Origin of the sequence: Leptospira abararensis (assembly GCF_016918735.1) — a bacterium.
GTDB lineage: Bacteria > Spirochaetota > Leptospiria > Leptospirales > Leptospiraceae > Leptospira_A > Leptospira_A abararensis.
The window spans coordinates 32,554-48,202 of sequence record NZ_JAFFPR010000050.1 but is presented as its reverse complement, the minus strand read 5'-3'; the positions used below and the strand labels follow the sequence as shown (position 1 = coordinate 48,202).

11 protein-coding genes are annotated in these 15,649 nt (G+C 37.4%); 6 read left to right on the top strand and 5 right to left on the bottom strand.

Translation table 11 applies throughout. The features are described 5' to 3' along the window. Positions 1-65: 65 nt before the first annotated feature. Positions 66-2,816 (bottom strand): hypothetical protein, encoded by a 2,751-nt coding sequence (locus tag JWG40_RS13810; RefSeq protein ID WP_205286375.1) that lies wholly within the window; start codon positions 2,814-2,816, stop codon positions 66-68. 509 nt (positions 2,817-3,325) lie between these two features. Between JWG40_RS13810 and JWG40_RS13805 the strand changes: the two genes are divergently transcribed. After that, positions 3,326-5,182: an ankyrin repeat domain-containing protein gene (locus JWG40_RS13805; protein ID WP_232369378.1), complete on the top strand. Its 1,857-nt coding sequence runs from the start codon at positions 3,326-3,328 to the stop codon at positions 5,180-5,182. Positions 5,183-5,228: 46 nt separating this feature from the next. Here the strand turns inward: JWG40_RS13805 and JWG40_RS13800 are convergent, their stop codons facing one another. Continuing rightward, positions 5,229-6,059 (bottom strand): prohibitin family protein, encoded by an 831-nt coding sequence (locus tag JWG40_RS13800; RefSeq protein ID WP_205286373.1) that lies wholly within the window; start codon positions 6,057-6,059, stop codon positions 5,229-5,231. Between the two features lie 24 nt (positions 6,060-6,083). On the opposite strand from JWG40_RS13800, the gene JWG40_RS13795 reads away from it, so the two are divergent. The 3 genes from JWG40_RS13795 to JWG40_RS19945 all read left to right on the top strand — a co-directional run bounded on the left by JWG40_RS13795 (position 6,084) and on the right by JWG40_RS19945 (position 9,009). Continuing rightward, positions 6,084-6,578 carry an ankyrin repeat domain-containing protein gene (locus tag JWG40_RS13795; protein WP_232369377.1) on the top strand — a complete coding sequence of 165 codons (495 nt, stop codon included), beginning with the start codon at positions 6,084-6,086 and terminating at the stop codon, positions 6,576-6,578. Positions 6,579-6,680: 102 nt separating this feature from the next. Then, entirely contained in the window at positions 6,681-8,564 is a 1,884-nt protein-coding gene (locus JWG40_RS13790; RefSeq protein ID WP_205286372.1) for a tetratricopeptide repeat protein, read from the top strand. A gap of 289 nt (positions 8,565-8,853) precedes the next feature. Continuing rightward, complete coding sequence (locus JWG40_RS19945; RefSeq protein ID WP_232369376.1) at positions 8,854-9,009, top strand: PIN domain-containing protein; 156 nt, start codon at positions 8,854-8,856, stop codon at positions 9,007-9,009. 405 nt (positions 9,010-9,414) lie between these two features. Here the strand turns inward: JWG40_RS19945 and JWG40_RS13780 are convergent, their stop codons facing one another. The 3 genes from JWG40_RS13780 to JWG40_RS13770 form a co-directional block, all read right to left on the bottom strand. Then, positions 9,415-10,854: a M20/M25/M40 family metallo-hydrolase gene (locus JWG40_RS13780; protein ID WP_205286371.1), complete on the bottom strand. Its 1,440-nt coding sequence runs from the start codon at positions 10,852-10,854 to the stop codon at positions 9,415-9,417. Positions 10,855-10,924: 70 nt separating this feature from the next. Then, the gene (locus JWG40_RS13775; protein WP_205286370.1) at positions 10,925-11,527 is read right to left on the bottom strand and encodes a class I SAM-dependent methyltransferase; all 603 of its coding nucleotides are present in this window, start codon (positions 11,525-11,527) and stop codon (positions 10,925-10,927) included. Positions 11,528-11,600: 73 nt separating this feature from the next. After that, entirely contained in the window at positions 11,601-12,293 is a 693-nt protein-coding gene (locus JWG40_RS13770; protein ID WP_205286369.1) for a nitroreductase, read from the bottom strand. 117 nt (positions 12,294-12,410) lie between these two features. On the opposite strand from JWG40_RS13770, the gene JWG40_RS13765 reads away from it, so the two are divergent. Both JWG40_RS13765 and JWG40_RS13760 read left to right on the top strand, forming a co-directional pair. Next, on the top strand, positions 12,411-12,992 hold the full coding sequence (locus JWG40_RS13765) for a TetR/AcrR family transcriptional regulator (protein WP_205286368.1): 582 nt from the start codon (positions 12,411-12,413) through the stop codon (positions 12,990-12,992). Next, on the top strand, positions 12,989-15,649 hold the full coding sequence (locus tag JWG40_RS13760) for a TonB-dependent receptor plug domain-containing protein (protein ID WP_205286367.1): 2,661 nt from the start codon (positions 12,989-12,991) through the stop codon (positions 15,647-15,649). Before JWG40_RS13765 ends, JWG40_RS13760 begins: the two co-directional genes overlap by 4 nt.

Sequence of the window (15,649 nt, the reverse complement as noted above, 5' to 3'; positions counted from 1 at the left end):
TTAGCCTTCCAACTTTAGTCCTTCCTATAGAGTATATCTTTTTACTTTGATGCAAAAAATTAACATCATTCGTATTTTCGTATCCAACTTCTTTGACCATTAGTTTGGGCAATATAAGGATTAGTTCCAATGAATGCGAAATCAAATACATAACCATTTATTAGATTATCCGAAAAATCTAATTTTAAATTTGGACCTACAAAATGACCTAAATACTTAATGGCTGAACTGGAACCTGTTGGGTATTCCGACCAACCTATGTAAATCGTACCTTTAGGATTAATTTGAATAGTCGAACGATAAACCTGAGAACTTGCTGAAAAATTAAGATTTGTTATTCCTTTAGATACCCAATTAATACCATCAAAAGTTTTCACATTTAGTTTAAGATCTGAATCAAATGACAAATATAGCTTTCCGCCTAATATCTTAAAATCATGTAAGGTAGCATTCATAGTCGGAGCTAAATTTAATTCTCCACCAACTGCAATCCATGAAACTCCATTCCATTTTTTCACATAAAGTTTAACTTTACTTGATGAATCAATTTCATTGTAAGCAACGTAGGGTGTTGATCCGTCAAATTGAATGATTACCTTCGATGGAAGATTATTTGTTAAACTGGAACCAACAGGTATCCAATTTGTGCCATTAAATCTTTTGACTATGATAAAGAAATCTGAGCTAGGGAGTTCTGTCCCATTCGTGCGATACGATGTATAAGCGACCCAAGGATCTGTTCCATTCATACCAATCGAATAGCTAAAATTTAATCCATTTAATTCAGAGTTTATGACTGAGCCTATAGGTAACCAGGTATTAGAACTCGAGTCATATTTTTTCGCATAGAGCTTGATATCTCCATTGGCAAATGAAGCATCACCATTATATGTTGGTGCAGTACTATATAAAACATACGGAGCCGGACCAGCCATAGTCATTGAGAGATGCTGAACAGATTGTAATTGCCAGTGACCTGTAAAGGATACAATTGGCGGCAAAGTTGACACACCGGAAGATTGGCTAATTTTATAAGTGCTTAATTGTTCTTTATTATTAAATGCACTAGATTCACTTTGAAAATGATTGAAAACCGCATAGGCCGTATCACCATTTGAAGTTATGTTTGCTGCAGATGAAAAAAATGATGTCGCCCCAGGATAACTTGCATCATTGAAATTAGATCTTATATCAATTACTTCTCTGGCAAGAATTTGAATCGTCTGAGTCAATTGGATGGCTCCTTCTGCAATGCTCGCTACTAGATTGGAAAATCCAACTTTTGCATCGAGTGTATAAAGATTTACAATTAAACTTGTGGGCGTATCTCGATCTAAGGTTCCGAGGTCTCCGTTGGTAGGAACACTCCAATCTGCATTCAACCAAGGAAAGTAGGTTACGATATTTCCATAACCATCATGTCCTTCAAGAGCGAAATATTTCACATTTCCTTCTTTTATGGAAATGGTTTGAGGTTCATTCGTTTTAGAAAGAGATGCGATTTTATTTCCAAATGCATCAGTTTCATAAAAAGTAAGCGTTTGAACATTTCCTGGAAGAATTGTAAAGTCTTGTGTGACCGAATTTGAAACTGAAGATAACAGCCTTAATTCTACTTTTCCTGAACTAACATAGTCACTTTTAGTAGCAGTAAAGAGAGTCCCTGTACTACCTGGTTTATCCAACTTCCCTACATTATTAATCGCATTAACAACTTCTGGAACAATATACTGTCCTGTAAGGTAGGAATTAGTATCTTCATTTCTACAAGAGAGAATAATATTTCTCTGGAAACCGACATTTATATTCTGTATTCCCGTCAGGTTGGTTCGTAAAGTATTAGGTAAACAATTACGATTCACGATATAACTGGTTACTATAGGAGAGACTGATTTAAGTGACTTATTATCCCAAGCCTCGATCTTAATATCGAGAGTTGTGCCTGCAAGTCTGTCCGCATTTGTATAGAATGTTGACGGAATCAAATAGACATACCTACTTGTGGGTGATATCGAGATATTGTTTTCTGGTTGCATTGCAACTTCATTCGTATAGGTCGCTGAAGTTGACTTTTTATAGGACAGCTTGACCGCAAGAATCGATCCATCCAAATCAATGTCTCTAACATCGGCTCGAATATAAATTGGTGCATCTGCGTGAATTTGAGTTGGAACCGGACTTTGAAGAGAAATAAGGGGGGAATTATTTCCAGCTGCAGAAGGAACTGCGAATAATGCATAACTCGTAAAATGTTCCACTTGGGCTACAAGTCTTCCATTTGCATAATCAATAGAAGTTGGAACAGCCACATAAGATTTGCTTACCTCATCGAAGTAGAACATTTGTTGTGATCTAAGATTTAAATTTTGCTCTGAAATCTTGGATGAATCATAAGTAACGACTAAAGTGGCTGGTTTATCCATAGCAAACTGAGTTCCAGGTGGAGAAAACTTATACCCTTGCCCAAAGAACTTAAATTGGCTATTGGAATCAGCTTTTCCCGTTTTTTCAATCGTAATCTCTGTATCCTTATCTAGAGAATTTGGAGGAATTACAAAGCTGAGTTCTTTCCCAAGTTCGATCGTTCCGCCATCATTGGATTTTATCATTGAGGTAACTGTCGTTCCATCAGGTGAAATCAATGTTGAATTTTGATCGTTAGTACCAATTAAAAGTCCTAACATTGATAAGTTTTCCTTCTCTTCGGTATGAGTGGTTTTAATTCCTAAACAAAATTGTAGGAATGTCATTGTAAATAGTAGAATTGCGATTGTAACTCTACTTCGGATTTTATTTTCGAAAGACTTAATTGTCATATGTTTCACCTCTTTATTGGAAAGCCAAAATACATAAATCATGAATTGTATTACCATTTAATAATGTATAATATATAACTCATGTTCTTCGGAATATTTATATAAATTGGACATAACGCACACATTCAGCTGCTAGGTGGTTATTTTACGATTAAAATTTATTGAAAAAAATTGACAAAAGAAACGAAATTGTAAGAAAGGTGTAATCTGTACGTAACTTTGAGATTTGTTTTATTTTTATAAAAATCTATTCACTAAAGATAATTATTACAAATTGAATCAACAGTTTTTGAGGCAATACTTCTACTACGCAATACGTTTATGGGCGATGGTTGGAGGCAGTGGACTAATTGCTAAGTAACAGTATCCACCATTCCTCAAAATAAGCTTTAAAACAATCCTAAAGCCCCGCGCCACTGCGGGGTTTCTTTGATTCAAATCTCCCTCTTTGGAAATTTCTTTCTTGTTTTTCCAAAACAATCAGACAAAATTCTGAAATGAAAAAAAGTATGAACATGGGTTCTCTTTCTCGGAATACGAATCTTCTTAGAAATTTTTTATTCCTCTCTTTCTGTCTTTTCCTCCCTCTCACTTCCTTCCTTTCGGCAGACTCAGATAGCATTTTAAACATCAATCAAATTGCCAAAAACACAGAACGTATTTCAGTCAAACTACCTTCTGATCATTCTAACCTTGCCACTACATCGATTTCCTATACAAATGCAATGTCCGATGGCACACCTGCTCCAAAGCTCGTGTATACCGAATCCGGAGAATACTTTCTCGCGTACAATGATACAAATTCCAATGGTAGAATTTTAAGTTTGGATTCAAAATTCAAAATGATAAGAGAAATTCTGAGTCTCAAAAGTTATCGCATTGAAGATATACTTGCAGATTCCAGTGGAATCACGGTATTATTGTCAGCTTTTGATTTGGAAAAAAAAGGAAACTATGAATCTAGGAATTTCCATTCTGCCTTTATCAACCAATACACCACTTCTGGTAAATTAAACTTCAGCACTAAAATTGTTGGTACAAAAGAATACAAAAAGGTGGGTGACCAAGGCATCGATACCACTTTTGGAACTTTAACTTTAGCTAAAACAGCTGACGATCGTTATGCGACTTATTTCTCAACCTATCGGAAATGGGATGATGGTGTCACTCACCAGAGTGAATATCTTGCTTTGTTTGATCATTCTGGCAAACGAATGATGAGGCCCGATGGAAAATCACAAGAAGGATTTACTTGGAATGTGAGTCATAGTTTTCGACCCAGGTTCGTTAACGATGGAAAACAATTGGTGATGGTAACCGTAGGGGATGCTTATCCCAGAGGTTTGGTTGTCGATAGTTTTCCTTCTAAAAAACGGGAATTGCCAATTGTTGTGCCAAAGGCTGGTCCAGGTGAAACCTATCAATATGTACCAATTTCCACTGGTGATTTATATGCAAAGGATGGTACGACTTGGATCACTTTTGATTCTAATTTGGACCAGTCCTCTTATGATATTGGTTTACTCATTAAAAGTAATGATGTTCTTTCTAAACCTATTTATTTAACAAATACCACCAAACAAAGAGAAAGGATTCCAAGGATTGTTCCTTTTGGAAAAGATCATTTGTTTGTTATGTGGATGACTGATGTAGGTACAGAAAAAGATAAGTGGTTTCCAAAAATCGATAAAATGAGTTTGGAAGCTTGTTTGATCCAAAAGGATGGAACTATCGTAACAAAACCACAAAACTTTGGATCTGGTCAAGGTTTGTCGTTTCGATCGGCCGCTCGGTTTTTTAATTTGGCCGATGGTAGGTTTGGTTGGGTGAATGATTTAACTGGTTTGGCAGACCAGTTAGAAATCGTTTTGATTTCACCATTGAAAAAAGAATCTAATATTGTTTCTCCAAATGAAACTTTCGAGCCACAGCCTACAAATGTAAAAATAGATCCCACTCTGGGCAAACCAATGATCGCTGCCATTTATGAAGGAAATGAAAAAGAAGTTATTTCACTTTTGAACCAAGGCGCTGATCCAAACGCATTGTATGAAGGTTGGTCCGCTTTGTTATATGCAGCATATTTTGGCCGAACCGATTCTGTAAAAGCACTCATCTCTCATAAAGTGAATACAGAATTTTCTGTGGATGGCTGGAATGCTCTTCAGTTATCGGAAGTTAGGGGGCATGGTGAAATCGTTACATTACTGAAACCACTTACAAAAGCATTCTCAAGGTCTATATCAAAATCGCCTAATCCTAAAAATCCACTAAGGATGCACATAAAAGATAGGAACCTTCGTTCACAAATCGAACCACTTGATTTCAATCAAAATCTAAAAAATTTGGGAATCCCAAAGAACTGAATTCCCAAACTCAAATTTTAATACGGATGTTGAGGACTCTAAGTTTTTACTTCCCATCCGCATTCACGATAATCGGCAATCCATCTTTTCCATTAGGAACAAATATCAATTTGTTATTCGGATTTTCCACTGCTTTCAACTGAATGTATCTCGGTGTCAAAGATTCCGAAATCATCCTTTGCGCTTTTGCTTGCGCATCCGCTTCAATCAGTGCTGCTTTCGCTTTTCCTTCTGCGGAGATCTGTTGGATTTCTGCGTCTCGTTTGGCGATATTGATTTCGAATTTCATTTGCTCTTGTTCTTGTTGTTTGGTAAGTTTGCTTTCGATCGCTTTAAGAATTGATGGGCTGTATTCGACGTCATCAATAATCACATCATCAATTTCGACATGTTTGTCTTTTAACTTTTCAGCAAGAGATTTTTTGATCTGAGCAGATACGTTAGGTGTTTCTTTCGAAATCGAAACCATATTGTATGCTGATAAAATATTTCGTATCGCTGTACGAAATTGAGGTTTCACTACCTTTTCATAATAGTCCCTTCCAATTTCCATTTCAAGTTCATAAATTTCATTTTGGATCGGTCGTATGATGATAGCCGCACTCACCGTAATGGTTAAATCATCTCTCGTCAGTACTTCCACTTTCTCTTGGTGGCTCATCCATTGGATCGAATAAACATATACGCTATTCCAAGGCATATAGGTTTGTACCCGTGACTCCAATGGTTTTTGGCTGAGGCCAGTGCTGTAGGGCCGCCACATAAGTCCTACCTCTCCTGGGCTAATGATGGAGATACAAGATACAAAGGAGGAGAGGCTCACACCCAAAATAGTAAGGAACTGGAAACTGGTTGGAAAAATGGATCGACGTTTCATAGTTAAACCATTAGACTAAAACCGATGTTACAATTTCTATCCAGTCGATTTTTAATCCAAATCCCTTCCTTTGTCATTTTTTTGCTGATGTTTGGATTCAGCTCCTCCTGTATCGAAGATGAAACTGTAGTAAAAGCTCCTATGAGTCGAGAACTCCGCCTTTTCCAGGCAGTAGAAAAGGGGAACTTAGAATTAATAAAAGAACTTTTAGCAGAAGGGGTTTCCGTCAACGCTAAGGATTCCTTAGGCAATTCCTCACTCATCAAAGCAGTCGATGAAGAAGATCTACCAATCGCAAAATTTTTGATCACAAAAGGCGCGAATGTCAACCTACGCAATACCACGGGAGAAACCGCTCTCTACCGAGCTGTCTATCGAGGCAATTTGGATCTGGTCAAACTACTCGTGTCTGCAGGTGCAGAGACCAAAGTCAAAACTGTAGGTGGAATTAGTCTTGTGGACCTTGCCGAAGAGCGAGGAGAAGAGGGCATTCTAAAGTATTTAGGTTCTCTAAAATAGGCAATTCGAGTAACGAAGAGATTGTAAGTCTAAATGGTGTTATACGAAATGCCTTGAGTATTCGAAAGTGAAATATTTTTTTATTATGTTTTAACATTCTATATGGCTGATCATTTCCAAACAAGAAAATTATCCATCTTTATTAGCAGTACCGGTGATTTAGAATCATACCGCAAAGCTGCATTTGATATCATAAAGAAGCTCCACCTCAAAGGTTTACGTTTTGAATATTGGCCATCTTCTCCCAGCAATCCGATAGATGAATGTTTACAATGGATTAGTGAAGCTGACGCATTTATATTGCTATTGGGTGGAAGATACGGTTCTATTTCGGATAAAGGTATCTCAGTAACGCATTTGGAATACAAAACAGCTCTACTCAGGAAATTGCCTATTTTTGCTTTTCAAATAGATTCCGGTCAGATTGAGCAGCGGCAAAAATCATTTATTGAAGAAATACGCAAAAATCATTTTCAATGCCAAATTTTAGACTCTGAAAGTAAATTGAAAAGAGCGATTGAAAATAGTATTATAAATGAATTTATCAAATGCTTCAAAGCCTACCACAAACCACCAGAAGAATTAGCACATCAAATTAATGTAGATCTAATTCAAAACGAGGCCACCGTTTATTTACCGCACGATAGTTTTGCGGCTTTAAAATTGATCACTGAGCTTTATTCACAAAGAAAAGATGATCAAATTCTTCAGTATGAGGATCAAATTTTTTCCATTTTTCCAAATGATCATCAGATACATTACTATTTTTACTGCTCGGTGATAAATTTAGCAATGAACGGGAAATACAAAAATAATTCCCTTATACTTCGTGCTATTGATTTCTTTCAGAATCGGCTCAATATCGACAACGAATTTCAACATGTTATTTTATACAATCTCGGAAATGCATTTGCTGCAATAGGAAAATCTGAAGAGGCAATTGATTACTTCAAAAAGGCAATTGATCTCAAAAGGGAAAATGCAAGCGCCTGGAAAAATATGGGAGGAGAATTCCATAAATTAAATAATTACAAACAAGCAGAGTTACACTACAAAGAAGCTTTAAAAATTGATCCGACTCTCATTGAAGCTAAATATAGCCTTTCTGTATTATACATATCACGAATGGAAGAAAGCGAAAATGCCCTACCTATATTAGAATCTATTGATATCACCCAAGTTCCAGAAGATTATAAATCTTCTATATTATATTGGATAGGTTTGGCATATAAGAACTTACAAAAATATGATTCAGCAATTAATTACGCAGAAAAATCACTATTGTCATCAGGTTCTGAAAAATATTCTTGGTTTTTACTCGCTGAACTTTACTCAATAATAAGAAGATTCGATAGTAAATATCTTTTAAAAGCCAAAGAGTTTTTTTCCCAATTTATTCAAAAATTTCCGAATATTCCGTCTGCATACGCAGAACTCGGATACATTTGTTGGTTTCTTCGGGAATCAGACAATACCAATAAAAACACAGATTTAGCATTGTTAAGTTTTGAAAAGGCAATGCAAATGAATTATTTGGATGACGGTTTAATATGGGATCGAATTGGTCATCTTTACGAAGCGCTAAAAGATCATACGAAAGCAGAAGAAGCTTATAAAAACTCAGTTCTTTTAAACAAGGCTGAATTCGGCTATTGTCTAGGGCATCTATTTTTATCCCAAGATAGATATAATGATGCCTTGAAATATTTAAGCGATGCTGCAAATTTTTATCAGCAGGATGCCTTAAGCTGGTTTAATTTGGGCGTATGTTATGTTGGTCTAAATCAAATTTCTAATGCGATCTCCGCTTATGAAAATTCGATTGAATTAGATCCAACCTACCCGGAACCGTATTTTAATCTTGGTGGATTATACTGGAATTCCAGCGAAATTGAAGGTGCTAAATCAATATGGGATATTGCAATAAAAACTTTTCCAAATCATAAATTGGCCACAGTAGCAAAATTTTTTTTAGAATCTTTGTAGGACAGTCTTTTATAACTATTTTTATGAACTTATATCACCCAAGGCACTGCACATAACTCAAATTTCAAAAATCCAATAATTTCGTATTTTAAAAAGTTTATACAATTCTGTGATCACTACTGACACAGTAAAAACTGAATTCGGAGAAAATATTCCTGACTTTATAAAATCAAAAATCCTAACCAAAAATTCTCAGTTAAGTTTCTTGAACAAATTTTAGATAGCGGGGAAGCATCCATTATTACTTTGGCACTAGAATCAAAAAAACTCTCTTGTTATATTGGATGATTTGAAGGCTAGAAAAATTGCAAAAAGTCTTGGTTTAAAAATAACAGGAACGCTAGGAATTTTAGCAAAAGCGAGAAAATTAGGAATAATTGAAGATTTAGAAAAACATATTAATGAACATCAAAAAAAGGAATCTGGATTTCTGAATCAGTACTAAACGAAATCCGTAAAATAGACAAATCAAATCATTAAAAGCAGCAACAGCGCATAGCTGTGGGGGAAACGCTTCGCTTCGGGACTTCGCCCTCGGTCGGTCTGCGACACTTACCATTTCTCTATTCTGCGATTTACAGAATCACTCTTACTTTAAATAAATCCAGATTGAAAAACACATAGCGCATCGTATATTTAATTCTATAAAAGTTGCTGCTATCTTTCTCGATGATTTAATCATTGATGTACAAAAATATACAGAGGGAAAAATATCATGGACTCTCTCCAGAAAGTTTTAACGGAATGGGTAAAACTTGCCTAAGTAAAAACTCAATGAAAAATTAAGAAAACAACATCTGCAATTTGCTAATAGCTTTATTGCAGACAAAGTCAGAAAAGCCAACAGATCCTACTGATTCATTTCCACTAAAGTTTCAAAAAGAATCTTTGTACCGAGTTCCAAATTATCAATGGTCATGTTTTCGTTCTTTCCGTGCATTCCATCGATGTCTTCTGATTTGAGAACGGCTGGAATAAGACCATAAGCTTTGATTCCCACACGACGAAGATAAGAATTATCGGTTTTTCCTGGAGAAAGAAATGGAGTCACCGTACTGTTGGGAAATTTATTCACCGATACCGCAGCCAAGGTGCTAAAAAACTTTGTATTGATAGGAGATATATCCGTGGGATTGATATCAGTAAAAGTAATCTCTGCTTTGTACTTTTCAGCAATGGTTTTTACCTTATTGGAAAATTCGATAATATCCACTCCAGGCAAGGTGCGGATATCCATCCTACCAGAAGCTTCCCCGGCAATGACATTTTCTCCACCTTCACCTTCCGTAGTGCGAAATCCAGTGATGGACTTAGTATTGGTAGTCATCGCTGTTAGGTGGCGGTTGCTGCGAATCGTTCCGTGTAATAAGGGTTTGATCAAAGGGTTTCTAGCATTCTTCAAAAAAAAGGAATTGGGAAAAGAACTGATCGTTCCTAGTTGATAGAAAAATGCATCAGTTTCTGTTGTGATGCGAATATCAGATTCAAGTTCTCGAACCTCATTAAAAAATTGAATTAAGGATAATGCCGGATATTGAGAAGGGGGAGTAGATCCATGTCCACTGGTTCCCTTAATTTTTGCCCGTAACCAAATATTACCTTTTTCCGCATATTGAATGTTAAAGATAGTTGCTCCAGGAATTACGATATCTCTTGTTGCCACTCCACCTTCATTGATGGCATACTCGTAACCTTCAAAAACCTGTTTTTGTTTTGAAGTCATATATTTTCCACCTAACTCTGATCCTGATTCTTCATCCGCTAGAGCCAGGTACATAATCTTTCTTGTTCTAGGAATTCCAGATCGTTTGATTTCGAGAAAGGCGAGTAATTCCATCACCGCCATTCCTTTCATATCAATGGCACCACGTCCCCATACACGGCCTTCACTGACAGATCCAGAAAGCGGCGCCACTTTCCACTCTTTGGTATCGAACTCAACAGTGTCTAAATGGTTTGCGAGGATGATCCCTGGCTCTGGATTGGGAACGGTTGCTGGTAGTTCGGCAATTAAATTGGGTCTTGCGGGAAACTTGGGATCAAAAACAAAACGGGAAGGGATACCTTCTTTTGTTAAGACAGCTTGAATGTATTTTGCAACCTGGATTTCATTTCCACGAACAGAGGGGATCTTTAAAAGATCTGATAGGAGTTTGACGGCTTCTGTTCTACGAGCTTCCCAATTGACTTTGGGATAAGATTGTTTTAGGTCTGCATACTTTACTTTTTGACCGAAGGAACATTGCAAAAACAATACCGTTACCAATAAAAACGAAATAAATAACTTCATGAAACTATTTCTCCCTCTTCTTCCAAAGAAAGAGAATCATGGATTTCAGAAGTTGAAAGAAAAAACTAACTTAGATTTTTCGTAAGACAAGTCGAACGATGGCGGCCTTACCCCTATGGAACGGACTTTCGTTTAGTTCAATCTCCAAGGCTTCTTCGTATTCAATGCTCATTTCTGAAAAGTCCATCCGTAAATCCTTTAGATTGCATAACATATCTGGATCTTTGGGACCACCAGAGGTATATTGTAACTGGTCAGGTGAGAATGCTTCTAATAACAAAATGCCACCAGTTTTCAGAGTTCGGACACAATTTCTATGTACTGTAGTTCTGATCGATTTATGAAAGTGACTATAAATCAAAGCCACCATATCCATTTGTTCAGGTGCATATGGATAATTTAAAGCATCTGAAATTTCATAATGAAAACTTACATTTTTTTCTTTTGCCAGAGCGGTTGCTTTTTGTTTTCCTTCTTCCGATTGGTCAAAGGCAAACACATCCCAACCTAAGCCCGCAGCGAACACAGCATTTCTCCCTTCCCCTTCGCAAGGAAAAAGAATTCTTCCTTTTTTTAAATTAGGCAAACGAGTGCGTAAAAATTCATTCGGATCCTTCCCGTAAACATAGTCTTCGTTCGCATAACGCTCATTCCAGAAAGATTTAGAATACATACTGTCCCTACTTGCTTCTAATTTTTAGTGTCGAATCATCATATACCAAACTTTCCGAATCAGAAATGATTTTTTAATAGAAACGAATTAAATCTTCGGCTGATTCCCTTGGAGTATGGAAACGATTGAGTTCGGAATCAGGTTTTGGGTATCCAATACTCAATCCCATAATCACCTTTTCTTCTTTTGGTAACTGGAGAGAACCTCTCACTACATCGGGAAAAGCACCTAGGGCCGCCTGAGGACAGGTTCCCAAACCTTCTTCTCTTGCTAAAAGCAAAACCGATTGGACAAAACAACCCAAATCAATGCCCACAAAAAAGTTAAGATCAAATTTTGATGTGATAAACACAGCCGTGGGTGCACCAAAAAAGTCAAAGTTACGAAGCATAAATTGATCTCTAGCTTCTTTGTCTTTTCTATCAATGCCTGCCACTCCGTAGATTTTCATTCCCAAATCAAACATCCGTTTTTTGGCATCACTCGGATAAGATTCCGGCCAATTGGTTTCTGGCTGTGGGGTAGATTCGCGTGCCGCTTTTGTTAATTCTGCTGCCAATAGATCTCGTTTTTTCCCGCTTACTATATGAATCTTCCAGGGTTGTGAATTCTTCCAACTGGGTGTACGTAAGGCCTTTTCAAAAATCCGTTTGAGGATTTCTTCGGGAATTGGTTCAGGCAGATACTCTCGAATGCTGTGTCTGGTTTCTAAGGCTTCGGTGACTGTGGTGGTTTTTTCGTGGATGGAAATCATTTCAGAGTTCATTTGGATTCTCCTGGAATACATACATACCGGTCGGTATGTATTGGCAAGAACTTTTTAGACAGACCAGTTGGTATAAATTCTTGCTTAGTTTTGTTTATCGGTAATTTTTGGGGGTATATGAAAAAAGAACCAACTCGCATACGCCTCCTCCAAGTCAGTCGGCATCTTTTTTTGAAACAAGGTTATTCAGAGACGGGACTCAATCAAATCGTAGAGGAAGCAAAAACAGTTAAGGCCAGTCTCTACCAACATTTTTCTTCAAAGGAAATGTTAGGTAAAGAAGTTCTCCAGCAGTATTCGGATGAGAATTTAATATTGCTTAAATCCTTAATGAAACGAAACCCGAAGCCATTGGAATTTGTAAAGGCTTGGGTGAGGATCCTTTCCCGGGAAGCAAGGGAATCACAACTCTATGGCTGCGGAATGGCCAACTTTCGAGCCCAAATTGCACCACAAGAGGTGGAGATTCTGAAAGCAATTGAAGAAATTGCAAATAATACCATCAATTGTTTGGCAGAATACTTGGAAGAGTCTGCAGAAAATGGCCATTTAAATTCTAAAGTAGATTGTCGTTTACTCGCCAAACATCTATTCTTTGTCTATGAAGGGGTTTTGCAAGGATACAGGTTGCTTGGTGACAAAAAGTCATTGGACGAATTGTATCGGATGGCAGAAAGTTTGATCCCATCTCCCAAATGAAACATACCAGAATTTTTTTATTTATACTTCTCGTTTCTTTTGGTTGGTATAGTCCGAGCTTTGCAGACGGAAATATCGAAGTTGTTTTTCAAATTGTAAAGTCAAATACCGGAAAACCAGTCACCAATGCTGTCGTCATTTCTAAAAAAGGAAAAACCAGTGGGGTTTCCAATGAAGAAGGGATCGCCAAACTTCGATTTCCCGAACCTGGATATTATGAAATCAAAGTATCTACTGCCGACAGAACCGAATCAATATTTCGAGAAGTTCGATTCAAAGGCCAAGTCATCTTGGTTACCATTTCAGAATCCAATTTATCGGGAATTTTAGTGAGTGGAGAAAGAGATAAAACTCCACTTTCGCGGTATGGACTCGTCCAAGAAGAAATCAAACGTTTGCCCGGGGTGTCTGGTGATTCCTTAAAAGCCCTGCAAACCATTCCAGGTGTAGTGATTGGTGCTCCCGTGGGAATTTTGCCATCGGTCTTTACAAACATTGGAACTAATTTACTCACAGGAAATCCTTATTCCAATAGTGAAAGGGGGGACCTGTCCCTTCGCGGGGGTGGCACAAGGCAAAACCAATACTACTTCGATGGATTTCCCCTTCCTTATCCTTTTCATTTGGGTAACCAATCTTCTGTTTTAAATAATAATTTAATCAAATCCTTCGATGTATTTACAGGAGCATTTCCAGCTAAATATGGTTATGCGACTGGTGGAATCATCGCCATTGAAGGAACGGATCGTGTGGATGAAAACAAAACAGTTATCAATATCAATTTGTTTTTAACTGATGTTTACAACCAATCCAAAGTATTGCCTGGACTTGCGATGGTTAGTTCCGGTCGAAAAAACTATCCTAACTTAGTTCTCTTACAAGCATACCCACAAGGAATTCCAGAAGATGCCAAATATGCAGAATACCATGACTACCAATGGAAATTAATTTGGGATATCAATTCGGAACACAGGCTTTCCATCCAAACTTTTGGAACAAGGGATAGGCAGGCCTATACCAAAGCCCAAGCCGATTTGGAAAGGGGAGGGGAAGACCCGCGCCCTCCAACAGGCCTTGATCGTATGTTTCGAACCGATGCCATTCGTTATGTTTGGAAAGGAAAAACCTTTCGAAATACTTTATCTTACTCTCGCACATCGTTTAATGAATTTTTTGAACTCAGGTTTACAAACCCCCTCACGGCAGAGAATATTTTTGGGTTACAGAATAGAACTGCTGATTCGATTACTTACGTTCACAACGCTTTTGAATGGGAACTTTGGGAAGAACATCTCAAACTAGAAGCAGGGGTGCAGGGCCGGTTTCGAGAGACTACTTTAAAAGGAGAAAATATTTCTTCTTACAACCGGTTATTCTACAATATATTCAACGATCTTTTAAATTCCAATGCGGCTTTCCGATCTGTGATTGATGGAGACCGGATACGATACCGTGAAAAATCTGCCTATGCAGAACTTCCTTTTAAATACGGTGGATTCCGCCTAACACCCGGTGCGCGGGTTGATAATTATTCGGGAAGTAATGAAACAAATTTGGCTCCCCGGATTACGGGTGGATATCTCTTTGAATCGACAAAAACAGGATTTATGGCAGGGCACGGAATTCATTACAATGCTCCTGTTTCTGTGGAAGCTTTGTCTGCCAAGTCTGGAAATCCCAATCTTTTTATGGAAAGGTCCGAACACAATTCCATTGGTGTGAGCCAAGAGTTTGCAAATAATTGGCAAATCAAGGTGGAAGGTTTTCGAAATATCTTTCAAAACATCATTGTCCCTGATGCTTATATTGTTGATCCGTATGCTCTCAATAATGACACGCGGATCTTTGTGAATGAAACAGCCAAAGTTCTCGCTAACCCCATCACACCTAAAAATCTCAATTATTCCAATGCTGGGTATGGGCATTCCGAAGGGATTGAAATTTTTATCAAAAAAACAAAAGATCCAAGAGAACAGTCTGGTCTTTTTGGTTGGATCTCTTACACCAATTCCATCACAAAACGAATCAATAACCAATCTCGAATGAACAGTGATGAAACAAGAAACAGAACCTTACTGAATAATTCCAGAACACTACTCGCCCAATCCAAATTTGGAACCAACTATATTAATTATTACGATGATAATCAGTTTGAAGTAATCTACAATAATGACAAAGAACAACTTTATGATTTGGACAGAACTCATATCTTAAATATTGTATTTGGTTATAAATTCAATCCAGAGTGGATGGTGGGCGGAAGGTTTCGTTATTTTTCGGGAACTCCTTACACTCCCATTACAGGCGCTACACGAGCAAACCAAGCGGCCACTTTCGGGCTAAACTTATACTTTCAAAACTATTCAGGAAATTATAACAGCGACAGGTTTTTACCTTTCCATCAGTTTGACTTGCGGATTGACCGAATTGAAAACTATTCCTGGGGTTATATCAATACCTACATTGAATTCGTGAATTTTTATGGTCGTCGCAACCAAGCTGGGTTTGAATTTGATAACACAAAAAATTACCAAAGAAATCAAAATCCAGCACCGACGTATGATACTGTTAATTCTCCCTTTATTATTTCCCAAACACCTAACGGAAAAATGGCGATCATTCCTCTGATTAATATTGGAATGGAGGTAAGATTTTGA

Excerpts from the sequence above, each read along its gene's own strand:
- JWG40_RS13780 (WP_205286371.1), bottom strand. The coding sequence starts at position 10,854 with ATGAAGTTATTTATTTCGTTTTTATTGGTAACGGTATTGTTTTTGCAA.
- JWG40_RS13805 (WP_232369378.1), top strand. The coding sequence starts at position 3,326 with ATGAACATGGGTTCTCTTTCTCGGAATACGAATCTTCTTAGAAATTTT.
- JWG40_RS13775 (WP_205286370.1), bottom strand. The coding sequence starts at position 11,527 with ATGTATTCTAAATCTTTCTGGAATGAGCGTTATGCGAACGAAGACTAT.
- JWG40_RS13810 (WP_205286375.1), bottom strand. The coding sequence starts at position 2,816 with ATGACAATTAAGTCTTTCGAAAATAAAATCCGAAGTAGAGTTACAATC.
- JWG40_RS13760 (WP_205286367.1), top strand. The coding sequence starts at position 12,989 with ATGAAACATACCAGAATTTTTTTATTTATACTTCTCGTTTCTTTTGGT.
- JWG40_RS13800 (WP_205286373.1), bottom strand. The coding sequence starts at position 6,059 with ATGAAACGTCGATCCATTTTTCCAACCAGTTTCCAGTTCCTTACTATT.
- JWG40_RS13770 (WP_205286369.1), bottom strand. The coding sequence starts at position 12,293 with ATGAACTCTGAAATGATTTCCATCCACGAAAAAACCACCACAGTCACC.
- JWG40_RS13765 (WP_205286368.1), top strand. The coding sequence starts at position 12,411 with ATGAAAAAAGAACCAACTCGCATACGCCTCCTCCAAGTCAGTCGGCAT.
- JWG40_RS13790 (WP_205286372.1), top strand. The coding sequence starts at position 6,681 with ATGGCTGATCATTTCCAAACAAGAAAATTATCCATCTTTATTAGCAGT.
- JWG40_RS13795 (WP_232369377.1), top strand. The coding sequence starts at position 6,084 with ATGTTACAATTTCTATCCAGTCGATTTTTAATCCAAATCCCTTCCTTT.